This is a genomic window from Arcobacter peruensis, assembly GCF_003711085.1.
Classification (GTDB): Bacteria; Campylobacterota; Campylobacteria; order Campylobacterales; family Arcobacteraceae; genus Poseidonibacter; species Poseidonibacter parvus.
In genome coordinates, this window is record NZ_CP032363.1 from 1624829 (window position 1) to 1642585 (window position 17757).

Genomic DNA, 17757 nt, shown 5'->3' on the forward strand with positions numbered 1-17757 from the left:
AGATAAAACATAAGTTTTATCTATTACATATAACTTTATATGGACAATATAAACAAGTAGTTTTTTCTTCACACTTAGCAAAATCAATATCAGCTTTTGATAATGTTTTTATATCTTCAAATTTTTTAGTTAATACTTCTAACTTTTTATCTAAAGCTATTTCTTCTATTAATTTAGTATTTGCTAAATCATAATAAAAAGCTTCAATTTTATCAGTTTTATACAATTCACTCATGGCTAAATAATAAAACTCTAGTTGAAAATCATTTGATTTTTCATAGTTTTTTAAAGTATCTACTTTTAAAGAACTTGAAGTTTTGTAATCAATTACTTCATATTTATCTTCGTATAAATCAACTCTATCTATTACACCTTTTATTTTTATATCATCAAAAGTGATATTAAAATTCTTCTCAAGTTCTATGATTTTCCTATTTTCTAATCTTTGCTTATCATATAAATAAAAATCATAAAGTTTCTTTTTCCATATTTCTAAATCTAGAGCTAAAAAAGGATTTGAAGATCTATATTCAAAAAATAGATCTTCAATCATTTTATACGAGGAATCAAATGTTTGCTCTTTATAATACTTCTCTAAAATAGAATGTACAATATTTCCTAACTCAAAAGCTTTTGGTTTTAGAGAAATTGTATGTTCATGTATTTTTAAAATATATTGTAAATAAAATCTTCTTTTACACTCTAAAAAGTTTTTAAGTGAAGTTGCAGACCATTCAAATTTACTTAAATCAATTTTTTGAATAATTTGTTCTTCAAAATGAGTAATATTATGATTATTGTATAAAATATGCTTGTACAAATTATCGCTTCTATCATGAGAAATATCATTTGGGAATAATTCATTTGCAAATCTTGAAATTTGATTTATATCAGAATTCACATAAGAAATATATACATTTGAAGATGAGTCTATTAACCTTTTGTAATAATACTTTTGTAAAGATTCTCTATCAAATGCAGTTGGAAGATTTGCCATGCTTTTGATTTTTGTTGATAAAAACTTATCTTTTATTGAACGTTTTGGAATAAAGTTTTCATTAAAATCACAAACAATAATTGTATCAAAAGAAACTGCCCTAGTTTCAAGTAAACCTAAAACTGTAATTTTTCCTGAATTTACATCATCAAGTGTGATTTTTGATATTTTTTGTAAAAATATTTTATACAAATCTTTTACTAAAATATTGTTTTCATTTGAAAATAAAAGTATATTTAGCTTATAAAGTATTTCATCATATTTTTCTAATATTTCTTCATTGTCTTCATTTTGTTTTATATAGTTTGTAATTAATTCAAAGTTTTCTTTTGTTGAAACTTTATTCCATAAAAGTCTTATTGTTTTATCAATTGCACTTTTGTCTATTTTTAAATACTCTAAATTACTTGTATGTTTGATTTCATCTTCATTTAAATATGAATTAATAGCATATGCAACTTGATAAAGTCTATAGTTTTTTATACTTCTACCCATTGCGTAGTTAAAATACTGTTCATTGTCAAATAACTGCAACCAAGAGGCAAAACTCTCATCCGGTAATACCAATGCAATAGAAGAAGGATTAACTCTATTTTCGATAGCTTTTGTGATACTTGATTTAATATAAGCTATTTGATTTATTCTAGAATTAAAACCTTTTATTTCTAAAGAGTTTATTTTACTTTTGATTTCTGATTTTGAAAGTATTTTCTTTTGATTTAATGAAATATTATATTCATAATTTAGCTCTATCTTTTCATCTAAAATATCTAATACTTCTAAAGATTTTTGATTATATTCATTTGAGTAAAACTTGATATTCAAATTTACATGTGAGCTAATACTTTTAATAATATCAAATTCAACTTTTGTAAAATATCCTTCAAATACTAAGTCAATGTCATCAAATCGTTTTAAAAACTCTTCATTGATTTTATAATGCATGGACATATTAACTCTATCAACAGATGAATTTTCATCCAAAATACTTAAATAGTTGTTTCTAATTTGTTCTAAAATCGATAAATGTTCCGCAAAGTATTCATAAGTATCTGCATCTTTTATACTTTGTATTTCAACTTTTTCGCTTGCAAGTTCTAAAAAAAACCGATAAATATAATCACTTTGTTTTAAAAACTTAGTAAAATTATCTGAAATCCCAAGCTTTTGTATATTTGTATTAGCAATTGAATTCTTTAAAAATAAAAATCTTTGTTCTTCATCAATGTACTTTTTGTCTTTAAAAACAATACATTTTTTAAAAAATTCATCAATTGTAAGAATAGAAGGAAGTAAGGTATTTATATCTTTTTGTAATGATATATAAGATCGAATTGATCTTGAAGTAGGAAAGACTAATAGCTTTTGTTTAAATTGCATTAGTCTTTATATAAATAGAACCTGTAAGTCCATCAACTTTGAATGTTCCTGTGATGTTCCAATTGTTTTCTTCTATTATTTTGAAGTTTGTATTATATTCATTTTGCGTATTAGTAAAATTTTCATTTTTTAATAAAATATCAAAATTATTTGAAGAACTCATAGTGATTTTTAATACTATATCAATAGCTTTCTTTTCTTTTGTAATTTTATCTATTACAAATAATTTAATATCATTTTGCTTATCATATTTTAATAAATTTTTATGTTTTGAATGCTTTTCTAAAACTCTTTGTGAAAACTTAATATCATCAGTTGTTAATCCAAAAGTCTTATCATTTATTACAAGATTAAAATCATATTTTTCTAAAAACTTTTGATTTGAAATAATGATATCATTATAATTTGCATCAACATCTTGATATGATCTTAAAAAACTTTTATCATCACTTACTGGTGTTTTAACAGCACTAACAATTGTCCATACAATTAAACTAAAAGTAAATAGAAAAATTCCTATAAAAAATAGTGGCCAATAGTTTCTTTTCATTTATTTTTTTCTCTTCTTTTCTCTTAAAACTACAAAAGTATAAACAAGTAATCCAATTACAACAAGAGTATACATCATTACTCTCCATATTGTACTTGCTATTTTACCTTGACTTCCTATACTGCTTTCTAGTTTTATGTTTTTACTATCTGCAATTGTATCTGCAATTGCTGCATAACCATTTAATGTTGCAGCACTTACTTTTGCATATAATGTATTTTTATCTTTTGAAGCTAATAGTGGTACTACATATCCATCTAAAATATCATTTTTATCGATAATCTTTTTTAAAGAATCACTTACTAATAAATTTACATGTTGTTCTGTAATTGACATCGTCATTAAAACATAAGGTTTTTTTAACACTGGCAAAATTTGAGACTCATGATCTTTTAGATAGATAATTTTATCTTTACCTTTGATTTTGTCACCTAAACCATAAGTATTTTTTACATAAACGTAAATATTAACACCTAATTTTTCTTTAGATTCTAAACCCATAACATTTATTTTCTCTTGAGCACGAGGATCTATTAATCCATCTTCACTTAAGATAAAATTGCTTGCTAATATATTTTGTGATAAAAAAAATAGAAGTGAAAAAATCACTCCTATTTTTATACTATTAAAACTTTTCATTTAACCAATAAATATTTTTGCATCATTAAAGAAACTAAAATATAAAGTAAATGCAGCTGAGGCAACAAGTAAAATACCTATAATCTTATCCATATCCTACTCCTTACTTACCATTACCAATTAATTGATAATTTTTATTTTGTTCTTCTGCAGTGTTTTGTTTTCTATCAGAAGAAAAACTTCCAGATGTTAAACCATTAAGATCTTGATTAACCTTGTAGAAATTAGTTGACTCATTTTGTTGTACACTAATTGCACTAATAGTTAAACCAACTAAAATAGCTAATAGTAAAACTGTTGCTATTAACATACCAGTAATACCACTTAACTTAAAGATTCCTCTTTCGTTTTCGTTCATTTGCGTATTTCCAGCCATCTTACTCTCCTAAACTTCTTAAATATGCAGCAACAGCTTTTTGCTGTGTTTCATTTAGTCTTCCATCAAAACTTGGCATCATACCAATGTTTCCTTTTTTACCATCTTTTAACACAGCCATTACTAATGCATCATCATATTCTCTAATGTTTGGACCAACGTAAGCCATACCTTTACCATCCATACCATGACATCCAGCACATACACCGTAAGCAGCAGGTTGTTCACCTTTAAAGCCACCAGCAACATATTCTGCAATTGCATCTACATCAGGTCCAAAAGCCATACCAGCTGGCATTCCACCAGGATATGCAGTTTTTAAGTTGTTAGCCCCATTATTAATTACATGAACAACTTGCTCTTTAGAAATTCTCTTTGTAAAGTTATGAGCTTTACCTTCAATACCTTCAGCATCAATACCATGACAAGGTGCACATTGCACTAAGTACGTAGATTGACCCATTGCTTCTAAAGTTTCAATAGAAGGGTTTTCCCATTTCTTTTCAAATTTCGCATTATATTCTAATGTTTCTTCATTCCATTGACCAATTTGTGAGAATCCATTAATTGGATAACCCATAGTCATATACCAAAACATCCAGATAATTGTACCTATGAATGCTAAAGCCCATCCTGTAGGAACATTATTTTGGTATTCACCAATACCATCCCAATTCTCATCTTTTAATTCACCACTAGCTGTATCATTTTTCATTTGATTAATATATTTAAGCGATGTAAATACTGTAATTACAATAATTGCAATAGCACCTAACATTGTTAAACTATTAATATAATCGTCACCGATAAAAGCATCACCTGCTGCAAAGTAAGTTCCTGCCATTAATGCGATGACAAGAATAATTCCACCTATAACCATAGATTTCATACTATTTCTCCTTGTTATCTATATTGTCTTCTCTTTTTTCAAGAGGAGTAGAGGAAGATGAATCATCATGAACCAAGTTTGAATATTTTTCAAAATCTCTTTCACCTTTCTTATCTCTACTATAAATAGAGTAAGCATAAGAGTAAAAAACTACAAATACAACAAGTATTAAGAAAAACTTTACATAACCCTGTATGTTCAATAACTCTTCATATTCCATTATTAACCTCTTATTTTAAAGAATTTAAATATGCAATTAATGCAACTATTTCAGGAATCTGACCATTTGCAACAGCATCTTTTACAGCTTTATTTTTCATATCAGCTGCGATTAAAGCTGCATCTGCTTTTGCTTTTGCAATTGCAGTAGCGTGATCACCTAACTCAACATCAACTTTTCCATCACCATCTAAATCTTGATCATATGGAGTAGCAAAAACAGTTTTAACTGTATAAGCTTCTGCATATGCTGTATCTAAATCAGCAATATTCTCAAATTGGTGAGGATATGCTGGCATAACAGTTCCAGGTACAACAGACGCTGGATCCATCATGTGATTTTCATGCCAATCAGTAGTTCTATAATTACCAACTCTCATTAAATCTGGACCAGTTCTTTTTGATCCCCATAAAAATGGTCTATCATAAGCATACTCACCAGATAATGAATACATACCATATCTATCAGTCTCTGATTTAAATGGTCTAATTAACTGTGAGTGACAAGCGTTACAAGAATCTTTAATATAAACTTGTCTACCTGCTAATTCAAGAACTGAATAAGGCTTTGTACCTACAGTTGGTCTACTTTGTTTTGCAAAATCTGGAATTATTTCAATAATACCTGCGAATGCAACAAACACGAATACTAGAACCGCAAAGAAAAACGGTCTTTGTTCAAACCAATGAAACATAATTTCTCCTTTTCTTACGCAGCTACAGGTGTAGCGTTTGTTGGTTCTTTATCTAACACTCTTCCACATTTAATAGTTTTGTAAATATTAAATGCAAACATAAAGAATCCAATAAGGTATAATAACCCACCAACTGCTCTAATTGTATAATACGGTTGTAATACAGTTACTGTATCAATGAATGAATAAACTAAAGAACCATATTCATCATATGCTCTCCACATCATACCTTGAGTAATACCTGCAATCCACATAGAAGTAAAGTATAAAACGATACCTGTAGTTTGTAACCAGAATTGTGTATCCATTAATGACTTAGAGTAAATTTCTCTTTTGTACATTCTTGGAACCATATGGAATAATGCTGCCATTACCATAAATACAACCCATCCTAAAACACCATCATGAACGTGACCTGGAATCCAATCTGTAAAGTGCGCAATTGCATTTACTGATTTGATCGCTTGAATAGGACCTTCAATAGTTGATAACATATAGAATGTTGAAGCTAATACCATAAACTTAATTAGTGTATTAGTTTGTAACTGTTGCCACTCACCTTTCATAGTTAAAAGCATATTAATAGCAGATCCCCATGATGGTAAAATTAATACAACAGACATAACAGAACCCATTGTTTGCATCCAATCAGGAACAGTTGAATATAATAAGTGGTGTCCACCAGCCCATAAATAAACAAACATTAATCCCCAGAAAGCTAAAATCGAAAGTTTATAAGAATAAACATTTTGACCAGATTCTTTTGGAAGAAAGTAATAAATCATAGCAATAATAGGAGTTGTGAAAACGAATGCAACAGCATTGTGTCCATACCACCATTGTACTAAGGCATCATTTGTACCAGCATACATAGAAACTGAATGCATCCATGAACCATAACCAGATACTAATGCAGTTGGAACTTCCATATTGTTAAATAAATATAACATTGCAATTGCAATAAATGTAGCAATGAAATACCATAATGAGATATATAATGTTCGCTCTCTTCTAATCCCAATAAGACCAAAGATTGAAACACCCCATAAAACCCACCATACAACAACTAAAATATCTAATGGCCACTCTAACTCAGCATACTCTTTAGAAGTTGTGAAACCCATAAATAAAGTAACAACAGCTAATAAAATTGTAATAAAGTAAAGTGCAAAATGTAATTTTGCTACACCCATTAAAAATGGAGATTCTTTTAAAGAAACTTTTAATACTCTTTGCCCAATGTAATACCATGAAGCAAAAACACCACTTAAAGTAAAACCAAATGCCACACCATTTGTGTGTAAAGGTCTTAATCTACTAAATGTACCATACTCCCCAGCTAAGTTATTTAACTCAGGAAACGCCAATTGAAACGCAAGTACAACACCAATCGTCATACCTATGATACCAAACAAAATTGTTGCAAATGTAAAGGCTTTTGCAACTGAGTAATCATACTCAATTTGTGCACCGTTTTGCATCAATCTCCTCCTACTAATTTTATATACAAGTCACAATTCGTCACTTATGAGTCAATATTAACTGAAAATGAATAAGATTTCACTTAATTTTAGTATAAATTAAGTATAAAATTTTAATAAAAATAATTAAATTGTTTAAATTAATACTAATGGCAATTATAAAATCATAGAATAAGTATAAATATAATTTTACAAAAGCAATTATAAGCTCAACTTATATGTATTAAGAAAGTGGTTTTTCTTTATATGAGATAATAATTGTCTTATTTAGCTATATTTAGGCTATATTATACTCATAGTGATTATCAAAACTATAAAAAATTAGAAGTAGAAGAAATTTATAATAAAAAATGAATTTATAATAATTGAATTTAGGGAATAATCATTAAATACAATTCTTTTGTAAAAAATAATAATATTTTGTCTCTTTAATGCTATGAAAAGAAAGAGACAAATGTATAGGCTTTATTTCCAGTTTTTAATAGCTATTTGAGTCTCTCTTAACATGGTTTTTTTCTTTAAATCTTCTCTTTTATCGTGAAGTTTTTTACCTTCAGCTGTTGCAATTTGTACTTTTACTTTATTTCTAGCATTAAAATACATTTTAAGTGGAACAATTGAAATACCATCTTTAGTAACTTTAGCAAAAAGCTTAGCTATTTCTTTATTATGTAACAATAGTTTACGCTCTCGTCTTTCATCAGGTCTATATGTTACATGAGCTGTATTTAAATGAGAAATATGCATATTAAATAAAAATACTTCACCTTTTATAATACGAACAAAAGAGTCTTTTAGATTTGCACGACCTTCTCTCATTGCTTTTACTTCACTACCTTCTAATACAATTCCAGCTTCCATACTTTCTAAAATTGTAAAATCATGAAATGCTTTTTTGTTTTTAAATACTAGATTCTTTTTTTCTTCTTTTTTCTTTGCCATAATTAACCTTACTCATTTATCTTAAAAAATGAACTTCCACTTCCGCTAAAATACCAATTTTCTTTTTCATATTCTTTAAGTTTGGGTTCTACTGTTATTGCCGCTTCATATAAATCATTTGCTTCATATATACTAAACTCTTTTAATATTTCTTTTGAGCTTAAAGCTAGTAATCTATTTTCTTCTTCTTTTGATATTTGTTTGTAAAACTTTTCTCTAAAAATATTAAAAATTTTACCTGTGTCACATTTTATTTTTGGTGTAATTGTTTGAACATCTAATACTTCTTCATCAAACTTTTCTACAATTTCACCAATACCTCTTACATTTGCACTATCATACTCATATACAAAAAAAGGAACATCAGCACCAACTTGTACTGCAATATCACAAAGTTCATCTTTTGATAAATTTAAATTACAATATTCGTTTACCATTATTAAAAACGTAGCAGCATTTGAGCTTCCACCACCAAGACCTGCAAATTCTGGGATATTTTTTTCTACTTTAACGCTATAAATTTTAAAAAATTCCTCAACACTTTTATAATGTTTTAGCAAATTGTATACTTTATATACAGTATTGGATTCTAATTTACATCCAAAATCACCTATAATATACATAGCCTTCTTATTAGTTTTTACAAATGACATAATGTCAAACAAATTATGAACTCGTATAAATCTCGATACGAGCTCATGATAATTATCTCTTTTATCTGCAATCTTTAAAAATATATTCACTTTTGCATAAGATTTGAAACTTTTCATAAAGTAACCTTATTTAATAAATAGTTTACATCATTCCCAACAATTTCGATTATGCTAAAAAAATCATCAAAGACAATTAAATATTTACCTTCTTCTTTATTTTCTAAAAAATCTATTGAAATCTTTTTTCCATTAAAAAGCCACTCTTTTGTACCTTTATAATTATTGTGTGGAATATCTAAATAGTCTAAAGGATTTAAATCTTTTTCATTCTCGTAATAAAATTTTCCTTCATTTATTCGTTCTAAATAAGATAAAGTTCCTTTTACATCTAATCTTTCACATAATATTTGAGCAAGAGATCTTATATATGAGCCTTCACTAACACTTGCTTCAAAAGTAATAAAAGGATGATTGTAGTTTATAAATTTTGTATCAACAATATTCATAATTGATTTTTTCATTTCAAAGTCTACGCCTTCACGTGCTAAATCATAAGCTCTTTTTCCATCTATCTTTTTTGCAGAAAACTTTGGTGGTATATACTCTATTTCACCAATAAGCTTTTTTATCTCATTTTGTATTGTTACAGCATCTAGACGTTTTGATTCTTCAATTGAATTTACATTCTCAATATCTAAAGATTCGGACTGAACACCTAACCAAATTACAGCTTTATATGTTTTAGGTGTTTTTGATAAATATTTAAATAGTTTTGAATATTGACCAAAAGCTACGATTAAACAGCCACAAGCAAAAGGATCTAAAGTTCCACTAAACCCTGCTTTTTTATTTTTATACTTTCTTTTTATTTTATTTAAATAAGTATTTGATGAAAGAAAAATTGGTTTTTTAACCACTAAAAGTTTATTTAGTGGTTCTTTATTATAAAGTCTTGTTTGCATATATTCTCTAAATAAGTTTTATGATTTTTCAACAAAAGAAGATAAAATATCTCTTTTTGTTCCACCAAAATTAATTGTAAGTTTATAGTCTTTACCAGCTTTAGTAGCTTTTTGAACTCTACCCATACCAAAAATTTTGTGTTGAACTAAATCACCTTTTTTGAAGTTTGATTGTTTTTCAATTGTTAAAGAACCTTTGATTAATCCTGATTCACTTAAAAATCTACTCTTTTGTAAAATTGCCCTTTTACCTTTATAAAATCTTGAATGAACAAAAGAAAGTGTTAAATTATCCATAGCTCTTGTAATTGCTACATAACCTAATCTTCTTTCCTCTTCAATATCAGCTCCATCACCAGTTAATGGGAAGAAACCTTCTTCAAGTCCTATTATAAAAAGATTTTTAAACTCTAAACCTTTTGAAGCATGAATACTCATCATAGAAATAGCTTCATTATTATATTCACCATTTTCACTCTCTAATGCAATTTCATTTAAAAAGTCTTTTAATTCTAAATGTGGATTTTGCATAAAATAGTCTCTAATGTATCCATTAAACTCGTCGATATTTCCTTGTCTTTCAAAACCATCAGGAACATTATCATAAGAGGCTCTATAATCAAAAGTATCTTCAAAAGCATCTAAAAACTTCATTTTTGATTCTGTTAAAATATCTTTTAAATCCATTATTGAAGCTTCAAAAACTTTTAATGTTCTAGAGTTTTTCTTCCCTACAATTGCTGCAAGTTCATCTGCACTAAACTCTTGAATTAAATCAAAAATTGGTTTTTGTGTTTGAATTGATTTTGCTTCAAGCTTATCAATTGTTGTTTTTCCAATACCACGTTTTGGTTTATTAATAACTCTTTTTAATGAAAAATTATCATTTGAGTTTGTTAGTATTCTAAAAAATGCAATTAAATCTTTAATTTCTGCTCTTTCATAGAACTTCATACCACCAACAAGTTTATAGTTTAATCCAGCTTTATTAAAACCTTCTTCAAGTGATCTTGATAAAGCATTTACTCTAAATAGTATTGCTACATCTTTTGCACTTATACCTCTATCTAATAAAGCTTTTATATCATCGATTATTTTTCTTGTTTCTTCATTTTCATCATGTGACTCATATACTTTAATTGAATCACCTTTCGCACGAGTTCCAACAAGTTTTTTTCCAAGTCTATCACGATTGTGTTCAATTAACTGATTTGCATGATTTAAAATAGTATCCGTTGATCTATAATTTTCTTCAAGTTTTACAACTTTTGTACCTTCAAAATGTTCTGAAAAATTAAGAATATTTTTAATCGTTGCACCTCTCCAACCATAAATACTTTGGTCATCATCACCAACTACACAAAGATTATTATGTGTTGCGCATAAAAGTCTTAATAATCTGTATTGTAATTCATTTGTATCTTGGTACTCATCTACCATTATATATTGATATTTTTGGCTAACTTGTTGTGCTAATTTTTCATTTTTCTTTAAAATTTCATAAGGTAATAACAATAAATCATCAAAATCTACAAGATTGTTTTTTAAAAGATATTCTTGGTATTTTTGGTACACAAGTGCAATTTGTTGATATAGTTTAAGTTCAGCTCCTGCAATTGCTTCAGCAGGTGACATTAAAGTATTTTTATACTTTGAAATTTCAGATACTAAAAGTGAAGTTGTAATCTCTTTATCTATTGACTTAATGATTCTTTTTTTGTCATCTGTATCAATTATAATAAAGTTACCTTTTCTTCCTAATTCACTCATGTGAAATTTTAAGAATAATAATCCAAATTTATGAAAAGTACATAATAAAGGGGGAGTATTTATAGATGCTTGGTCTATCATTGAAAAAGCACGTTCTCTCATTTCAGAAGCTGCTTTATTTGTAAATGTTAGTGTTAATATTGAAGCAGGATCAATTCCTATTGAAATTAAATAAGCTAATCTTGTAGTAATTGTTTTTGTTTTTCCTGAGCCAGCACCTGCAAGTATAAGTAGTGAACCATCGATATGTTCAGCTGCACTTTTTTGCGAATCATTTAATAATGATAATAAATTTTCAGACATTTGTTCTCCCATTAATATATAATTATACCATATATTAAATAAATTCATTATTCTTCTTAATTATTTTATATATAAATAAATGTTATGATAAATATAATTTATAACACGGAGGCTATAATGCTAACAGATTTTGCAAAACTAGAGACTTTTCTTACAGTAGTGAGAGAAAAATCTTTTTCAAAAGCTTCAGCAAAACTTGGTATTTCACAACCTGCTGTAACACAACAAATGAAATTTATAGAAGACTATTTAGATGTACAAGTAGTTGATAGAAAAAAGAATGGTATTAGACTTACAAAAGAAGGTCAAATGCTTTATTCAATTGCTATAAAAATTGAAAAGTGTGTTGCTAATGGTGAGAAAGAATTACTAAAAATTATGAACAAAGATGTAACATTTGTATTTGGTGCATCATTTATAATTGGTAACTATATTCTACCTAGATTTTTAAATAATCTAAAAGAAAATATTAATAATGAAGTATCAATAAATGTTTCAGTTTCTCATGAAGCAATTGAAGATTTATTAGATAAAAAAATAGATATGGCTTTAGTTGAAAACTATGTTTCAAATGATGATATTATCTATAGAGAATGGATGGAAGATGAAATTGTAATTTTCTCTAACCAACAATTACCAGCTAGAGCAAAAGCTGAAGATTTATTATCATATAAATGGGTTTGTAGAAATCCTGAGTCAAATACAAGAGCTATTTTCAAAGAAAACCTTGATAAAGCTAACTTCCCTGATTGTGATACATTTGATGTTACAAGTGAAGTTACAAGTGCTACTACTATTGTTCAAACAGTTTTACACTCTGATAAATCACTTACTCCTACAGTTTCAATTGTTTCAAGAAATGCAATTGAATCACTGCTTAAATCAGGTGCATTATATGAATCAAGAATTAACAATCAAAAGATGGTTAGAAAACTATATATCGCTTACAGAAAAGATAGAAAGCATGATGCATTTATTGACAATGTAGTTGATTATCTTTTAAAAATTAAATAATACTAGAATTTTTCTGGTATTATTTCAAAAAACTTATACACACATATTCCAAACAATTTAACTTAAATTACATTTTTAAATACAGAGGTATACAATGGATAATATAGATAAGATAGAACTGATTTATCTTAAAGTTGAAGATCACAAAAACATAGAAATTTTAATGAATGATGAGTATAAACATTTAGATGATTCATCATGGAGTCTTGAAGAGTTTACTACTTTATTAAACAAATTCCCAAAAGGTCAAGTTGGTATTAAAATTGATGGCGAACTAGCAGGTTTTGCACTTAGTATTGTTGTTGATTATGATAAATATGATGATTCTCATACATATAAAGAAATTACAGCAAATTATACTTTTGATACTCATGATGATGAAGGTGATACACTTTATGGTGTTGATGTATTTGTTAGTAAGAAATATAGAGGATTAAGACTTGGAAGAAGACTTTATGAATTTAGACAAGAACTTTGTGAAGAGTTAAATCTAAGAGGTATAATTTTTGGTGGAAGGTTACCAAATTATAAAAAATATTCTGATACTTTAACGCCAAAAGAGTATATTTCAAAAGTAAGAGCAAGAGAAATTTATGACCCAGTTTTAAATTTTCAACTTTCAAATGATTTTTATGTAAAAAGAGTTTTAAAGAATTACCTTGAAGGCGATGTTGAAAGCTGTGAATATGCATCATTATTAGCATGGGATAATATATATTATGCAAAGCCTTCAAAAGCTCCAATGCAACAAAAAACTGTAATTAGATTAGGTCTTATACAATGGCAAGTGCGTTTATATAAAAATATTGAAGAAGTTTTTGAGCAAGCTGAATATTTCGTAGATGCAGTATCAAATTATAGAAGTGATTTCGCCTTATTCCCTGAATTTTTTAATGCTCCATTAATGGCTGCATTTAATCATTTAGGCGAAGCAGAAGCTATTAGAGAATTAGCTAAATTTACTCCAAAATTTAAAGAAGAATTCTCAAGACTAGCTATTGCTTATAATATCAATATTATTACTGGAAGTATGCCCCAGTTAGTTGATGGTGACCTTTATAATGTTGGTTTTTTATGTAGACGTGATGGTTCAATTGAAAAGTATGCAAAAATGCATGTAACTCCTGATGAGAAAAAAGTTTGGGGATTAAAAGGTGCAAATGAAGTAAAAACATTTGATACAGATTGTGGAAAAATTGGGGTACTTATTTGTTATGATAGCGAGTTTCCTGAACTAGGAAGAATGCTAGCAAAAGATGGAATGGATATATTATTTGTTCCATTTTTAACTGATACACAAAATGGTTATTCAAGAGTAAGATTTTGTTCACAAGCAAGAGCTATTGAAAACGAATGTTATGTGGCAATTGCAGGTTGTGTAGGAAATTTACCAAAAGTTAGTAATATGGATATTCAATATGCACAATCAGCTGTATTTACACCATGTGATTTCGCATTTCCTGCAAATGGAATAAAAGCAGAATCTACTCCAAATACTGAAATGATTTTAATTGCAGATGTAGATTTAGAATTGTTAAAACAGTTACATAGTATTGGAAGTGTGACTAACTTAAAAGATAGAAGAACAGATGTATACGAAATAGAATTAAAAAAATAAATATTAGGGTTTACCCTAATATTTAAAGTTTACAAAATAAGAGTTATTATTTAACGAAGTAATCTCCATCAAAACTCTCTAAGGCATAATTCCTATCACCACCAATTGCATTAACTAAATCATCAACTGATAAGTATTCTAAAGAATCAGCTTCAATATATTTACAAACTTCATCTTTAGTCATGTTATTAGAAATTAATTCTTCTTTATTAGGTGTATCAATACCATAATAACAAGGGAATTTAATCTCAGGAGAAGCAACTCTAAAGTGTACTTCTTTTGCTCCCGCATCTTTAAGCATTCTTACAATTCTCTTAGAAGTAGTACCCCTTACTATTGAATCATCAATTACAAGTAAAGATTTACCTGCAATTAATGATTTCATAGGTGAAAGTTTCATTTTAACTTTCATGCTTCTCATTTCTTGAGTTGGTTCAATAAATGTTCTTCCAACATAATGATTTCTAATTATTCCGTATTCAAAAGGTACACCACTTTGTGCTGCATAACCAAGAGCTGCTGGAACTCCTGAATCTGGAACAGGTACAACCATATCATATTTTACAGTTGAAGCTTTATCATTTAATGCTAAGGCTTTACCCATATGTTCTCTTGTTGTATATACATTTTTTCCATCTATTTCTGAATCTGGTCGCGCAAAATATACATATTCAAAAGCACAAGGTCTAAATTCTGGTTCAAATAATTGAATTGATTCAGGCTCATCATAATCTTCACTAAAAATTAACATCTCTCCAGGCTTAACATCTCTTACAAAAGTTGCATCAACTAAATCAAAAGCACAAGTTTCAGAAGCAACTATATAACCACCTGATTTTAATTTTCCTAAAGATAATGGTCTAATTCCATATTTATCTCTAATTACAAACTGTTTTGATCTTGATTGAACAATAAAACAATAAGCTCCAACTGTTCTTTGTAGTGCTTCTTTAATTCTATCTCTTAATCTATCTTTAGTGTTCTTAGCAATTAAATGAATTAAGTTTTCAGTGTCCATTCCTGTTTGGAAAATTGCACCTTTATCAATTAAATCTTTTCGTACTTCATCTTTATTGATTAAGTTTCCATTATGAACAATAGATATTTCACCAAGTTTATACTTAGCAAATACAGGTTGAGCATCTAAAATAGAATCTCCACCTGCTGTTGAATATCTATTATGCCCAATAGCCATATTCCCTTTTAAGATTTTAAGTGCAGACTCTTTAAATACATCTGATACTAAACCTCTATTTTTAATCGTGTGAATTTTTCCTTCACACGAAGAAGAAATACCTGTAGCTTCTTGCCCTCTGTGTTGCATTGCAAATAAAGCAAGAGATGCAAGTCTTGCAGCATTATCGTTTCCGTAAATTCCAACTATTGCGCACATTTATTTAACCTTATTGAAAAGAAAAAAGTGAAAGTGTAAATGTCTTTTATCTTTTAGTTTTATTTTATTAATTTTGTTTAAAAGCTTAAGTTCTATAAACCTAAAGCGTCATTGATTGAGTAAAGTTTTGGCTCTTTTCCAATAATCCATTTTGCAACTTTAATAGCACCTTTTGAAAAAGTGTTTCTAGCTGTTGCTGTATGGTTTAATTCTAAGAATTCACCATCATTATATAAACCAACAGTATGTCGACCTACAATATCTCCACCTCTTAGTGCCATTACTGCAATTTCATCTTTAGTTCTTGCACCAATTTGTCCATCTCTTCCTGAAACTCTTACCTCATCAAGATCTAATCCTCTTGCATCTGCTGCATGTTCAGCAAGTGTAAGAGCAGTTCCTGAAGGTGAATCAACTTTATGTTTATGATGTTGTTCAACAATCTCAATATCAAAATCACTTAATGTTTTAGAAGCAAGGGCTACTAGTTTATTTAAAACAGCAACACCTAAACTCATATTAGTAGCATATAAAATAGGTACAAGCTTACTAGCTTCAATTAATAAATTTTGTTGGTGTTTAGTAAATCCAGTAGTTGCAATAACTAATGGTTTTCTAGCACCATTTTCAACAACTTCATTTAATAAAGCTTCAGTTGCAGCTGGTGCACTAAAATCAATAATTACATCAGAAGAATCAAATAATACTTTCATATCATTAGTTACAACTGTATCTTCAGGTAATTGTTTTTTTAATTTATCAAAAACATGAACAGCACCTACACGTGCATGTTCATCAATTTCTAAATCATCAATTAATAAAGATCCAACTCTTCCTGTACTTCCTAAAATTCCAACTTTAATCATTTAATTAATTTCCTTTTATCCTAAATATTCAATAATATTAACAGCAGCAGTAGCACCATCACCAGCAGCACAAACTACTTGTTTCGAAGCTTCAATTCTAACATCACCAGCAGCATATAAACCAGGTACATTAGTTTTCATTCTTAAATCAACTACAATTTCTCCAGCTTCATTTGTTTCACAAAGGAAAGATCCATCTTCTTGTTTTAAAGAATCATTTAATACATCTCGTCCAACAAAAACAAATACACCAGGAACTGGAATATCTCTAATTTCACCTGTGATTTTAGATTTAACTTTTATTCCAGTTACACCCATATTATCACCATAAACTTCATCAACATCAACATTTGTTACTTCTTCAATATTTGAAGCTGCTTTCATATGTTCAATTGTAGATGGTGCTGCTCTGTATGTATCACGTCTATGAACAATATATACTTTTGAACACATTTTTGATAAATAAACTGCTTCTTCTAAAGCAGTATCTCCACCACCAATTACAGCAACTTCTTTACCTTTGTAGAAGAAACCATCACAAGTTGCACAAGTAGAAACACCTTTTCCAAATAACTGATCTTCACCTTTAAATCCTGCTCGTCTAGGAACTGAACCTGTTGCTAATAATACTGATTTTGCTTCTTGAGTTTTTCCATCAGCAGTTGTAAGTGTAAAAATATCATCATTTTTTGTAACAGTCATTACTTGATTCATTTCATGTTTTAAACCAAATCTCTTACATTGCTCTGGCCAATCTTCCATTAAAGCCATACCTGTTACAATCTCTTTTTGTCCTGGGTAATTTTCTACTTCAGATGAAGTAGTGATTTGACCACCTGGCATTCCCATTTCAAACATTGTAACATTGCTTAAACCACCTCTAGTTGCGTATAAACCAGCTGTTAATCCAGCAGGTCCTCCACCAATAATTGCTAAATCTAACATATAAAATCCTTGTACTTTGTAATTTATAATTTATAGTATTTATTAAAGATGTAATAATACTAAAA

The 17757-nt window shown here is 28.2% G+C and carries 17 protein-coding genes; 2 read left to right on the forward strand and 15 right to left on the reverse strand.

What is annotated here, in order from left to right; genetic code table 11:
• Positions 1-16 precede the first annotated feature (16 nt).
• The 12 genes from D3Z07_RS08150 to D3Z07_RS08205 all read right to left on the reverse strand — a co-directional run bounded on the left by D3Z07_RS08150 (position 17) and on the right by D3Z07_RS08205 (position 11856).
• Entirely contained in the window at positions 17-2377 is a 2361-nt protein-coding gene (locus D3Z07_RS08150) for a PD-(D/E)XK nuclease family protein (protein ID WP_122893569.1), read from the reverse strand.
• Positions 2367-2927 carry a hypothetical protein gene (locus D3Z07_RS08155; RefSeq protein ID WP_122893570.1) on the reverse strand — a complete coding sequence of 187 codons (561 nt, stop codon included), beginning with the start codon at positions 2925-2927 and terminating at the stop codon, positions 2367-2369. The genes D3Z07_RS08150 and D3Z07_RS08155 overlap by 11 nt, the downstream gene beginning before the upstream one ends.
• Positions 2928-3566 (reverse strand): hypothetical protein, encoded by a 639-nt coding sequence (locus D3Z07_RS08160; protein ID WP_122893571.1) that lies wholly within the window; start codon positions 3564-3566, stop codon positions 2928-2930.
• Positions 3567-3669: 103 nt separating this feature from the next.
• Positions 3670-3942 carry a DUF4006 family protein gene (locus D3Z07_RS08165; protein WP_122893572.1) on the reverse strand — a complete coding sequence of 91 codons (273 nt, stop codon included), beginning with the start codon at positions 3940-3942 and terminating at the stop codon, positions 3670-3672.
• 1 nt (position 3943) lies between these two features.
• The gene (locus D3Z07_RS08170; RefSeq protein WP_122893573.1) at positions 3944-4831 is read right to left on the reverse strand and encodes a cbb3-type cytochrome c oxidase N-terminal domain-containing protein; all 888 of its coding nucleotides are present in this window, start codon (positions 4829-4831) and stop codon (positions 3944-3946) included.
• Position 4832: 1 nt separating this feature from the next.
• Positions 4833-5051: a CcoQ/FixQ family Cbb3-type cytochrome c oxidase assembly chaperone gene (locus D3Z07_RS08175; protein ID WP_076083601.1), complete on the reverse strand. Its 219-nt coding sequence runs from the start codon at positions 5049-5051 to the stop codon at positions 4833-4835.
• Between the two features lie 10 nt (positions 5052-5061).
• Positions 5062-5745 carry a cytochrome-c oxidase, cbb3-type subunit II gene (ccoO, locus tag D3Z07_RS08180; protein ID WP_122893574.1) on the reverse strand — a complete coding sequence of 228 codons (684 nt, stop codon included), beginning with the start codon at positions 5743-5745 and terminating at the stop codon, positions 5062-5064.
• Between the two features lie 14 nt (positions 5746-5759).
• Positions 5760-7226 (reverse strand): cytochrome-c oxidase, cbb3-type subunit I, encoded by a 1467-nt coding sequence (gene ccoN / locus D3Z07_RS08185; protein WP_122893575.1) that lies wholly within the window; start codon positions 7224-7226, stop codon positions 5760-5762.
• Between the two features lie 465 nt (positions 7227-7691).
• Entirely contained in the window at positions 7692-8168 is a 477-nt protein-coding gene (gene smpB / locus D3Z07_RS08190; RefSeq protein ID WP_076083591.1) for an SsrA-binding protein SmpB, read from the reverse strand.
• Positions 8169-8176: 8 nt separating this feature from the next.
• Positions 8177-8938 carry a 4-(cytidine 5'-diphospho)-2-C-methyl-D-erythritol kinase gene (locus D3Z07_RS08195; RefSeq protein WP_076083588.1) on the reverse strand — a complete coding sequence of 254 codons (762 nt, stop codon included), beginning with the start codon at positions 8936-8938 and terminating at the stop codon, positions 8177-8179.
• Positions 8935-9783 carry a tRNA pseudouridine(55) synthase TruB gene (gene truB, locus D3Z07_RS08200; protein WP_122893576.1) on the reverse strand — a complete coding sequence of 283 codons (849 nt, stop codon included), beginning with the start codon at positions 9781-9783 and terminating at the stop codon, positions 8935-8937. The genes D3Z07_RS08195 and truB overlap by 4 nt, the downstream gene beginning before the upstream one ends.
• An 18-nt stretch (positions 9784-9801) precedes the next feature.
• On the reverse strand, positions 9802-11856 hold the full coding sequence (locus D3Z07_RS08205; RefSeq protein ID WP_122894209.1) for an ATP-dependent helicase: 2055 nt from the start codon (positions 11854-11856) through the stop codon (positions 9802-9804).
• 117 nt (positions 11857-11973) lie between these two features.
• Here D3Z07_RS08205 and D3Z07_RS08210 point away from each other — a divergent pair, with 117 nt between their 5' ends.
• Both D3Z07_RS08210 and D3Z07_RS08215 read left to right on the forward strand, forming a co-directional pair.
• Positions 11974-12870, forward strand: a complete 897-nt coding sequence (locus tag D3Z07_RS08210; protein ID WP_076083583.1) for a LysR family transcriptional regulator — start codon at positions 11974-11976, stop codon at positions 12868-12870.
• Positions 12871-12964: 94 nt separating this feature from the next.
• Entirely contained in the window at positions 12965-14488 is a 1524-nt protein-coding gene (locus D3Z07_RS08215) for a bifunctional GNAT family N-acetyltransferase/carbon-nitrogen hydrolase family protein (protein ID WP_076083581.1), read from the forward strand.
• A gap of 46 nt (positions 14489-14534) precedes the next feature.
• Here the strand turns inward: D3Z07_RS08215 and purF are convergent, their stop codons facing one another.
• The 3 genes from purF to trxB all read right to left on the reverse strand — a co-directional run bounded on the left by purF (position 14535) and on the right by trxB (position 17692).
• Positions 14535-15881: an amidophosphoribosyltransferase gene (gene purF, locus D3Z07_RS08220; protein WP_122893577.1), complete on the reverse strand. Its 1347-nt coding sequence runs from the start codon at positions 15879-15881 to the stop codon at positions 14535-14537.
• Between the two features lie 92 nt (positions 15882-15973).
• On the reverse strand, positions 15974-16747 hold the full coding sequence (dapB, locus tag D3Z07_RS08225; RefSeq protein WP_122893578.1) for a 4-hydroxy-tetrahydrodipicolinate reductase: 774 nt from the start codon (positions 16745-16747) through the stop codon (positions 15974-15976).
• Positions 16748-16762: 15 nt separating this feature from the next.
• Positions 16763-17692, reverse strand: coding sequence for a thioredoxin-disulfide reductase (trxB, locus tag D3Z07_RS08230; RefSeq protein WP_122893579.1), 930 nt, complete (start codon positions 17690-17692; stop codon positions 16763-16765).
• Positions 17693-17757: the final 65 nt, after the last annotated feature.

What these genes read in the sequence shown, in the direction of transcription:
- D3Z07_RS08215 (WP_076083581.1), top strand. Translation starts at nt 12,965, where the DNA reads ATGGATAATATAGATAAGATAGAACTGATTTATCTTAAAGTTGAAGAT.
- dapB (WP_122893578.1), bottom strand. Translation starts at nt 16,747, where the DNA reads ATGATTAAAGTTGGAATTTTAGGAAGTACAGGAAGAGTTGGATCTTTA.
- ccoO (WP_122893574.1), bottom strand. Translation starts at nt 5,745, where the DNA reads ATGTTTCATTGGTTTGAACAAAGACCGTTTTTCTTTGCGGTTCTAGTA.
- D3Z07_RS08195 (WP_076083588.1), bottom strand. Translation starts at nt 8,938, where the DNA reads ATGAAAAGTTTCAAATCTTATGCAAAAGTGAATATATTTTTAAAGATT.
- D3Z07_RS08210 (WP_076083583.1), top strand. Translation starts at nt 11,974, where the DNA reads ATGCTAACAGATTTTGCAAAACTAGAGACTTTTCTTACAGTAGTGAGA.
- trxB (WP_122893579.1), bottom strand. Translation starts at nt 17,692, where the DNA reads ATGTTAGATTTAGCAATTATTGGTGGAGGACCTGCTGGATTAACAGCT.
- smpB (WP_076083591.1), bottom strand. Translation starts at nt 8,168, where the DNA reads ATGGCAAAGAAAAAAGAAGAAAAAAAGAATCTAGTATTTAAAAACAAA.
- D3Z07_RS08165 (WP_122893572.1), bottom strand. Translation starts at nt 3,942, where the DNA reads ATGGCTGGAAATACGCAAATGAACGAAAACGAAAGAGGAATCTTTAAG.
- D3Z07_RS08175 (WP_076083601.1), bottom strand. Translation starts at nt 5,051, where the DNA reads ATGGAATATGAAGAGTTATTGAACATACAGGGTTATGTAAAGTTTTTC.
- purF (WP_122893577.1), bottom strand. Translation starts at nt 15,881, where the DNA reads ATGTGCGCAATAGTTGGAATTTACGGAAACGATAATGCTGCAAGACTT.
- ccoN (WP_122893575.1), bottom strand. Translation starts at nt 7,226, where the DNA reads ATGCAAAACGGTGCACAAATTGAGTATGATTACTCAGTTGCAAAAGCC.
- D3Z07_RS08155 (WP_122893570.1), bottom strand. Translation starts at nt 2,927, where the DNA reads ATGAAAAGAAACTATTGGCCACTATTTTTTATAGGAATTTTTCTATTT.
- D3Z07_RS08160 (WP_122893571.1), bottom strand. Translation starts at nt 3,566, where the DNA reads ATGAAAAGTTTTAATAGTATAAAAATAGGAGTGATTTTTTCACTTCTA.
- truB (WP_122893576.1), bottom strand. Translation starts at nt 9,783, where the DNA reads ATGCAAACAAGACTTTATAATAAAGAACCACTAAATAAACTTTTAGTG.
- D3Z07_RS08205 (WP_122894209.1), bottom strand. Translation starts at nt 11,856, where the DNA reads ATGTCTGAAAATTTATTATCATTATTAAATGATTCGCAAAAAAGTGCA.
- D3Z07_RS08170 (WP_122893573.1), bottom strand. Translation starts at nt 4,831, where the DNA reads ATGAAATCTATGGTTATAGGTGGAATTATTCTTGTCATCGCATTAATG.
- D3Z07_RS08150 (WP_122893569.1), bottom strand. Translation starts at nt 2,377, where the DNA reads ATGCAATTTAAACAAAAGCTATTAGTCTTTCCTACTTCAAGATCAATT.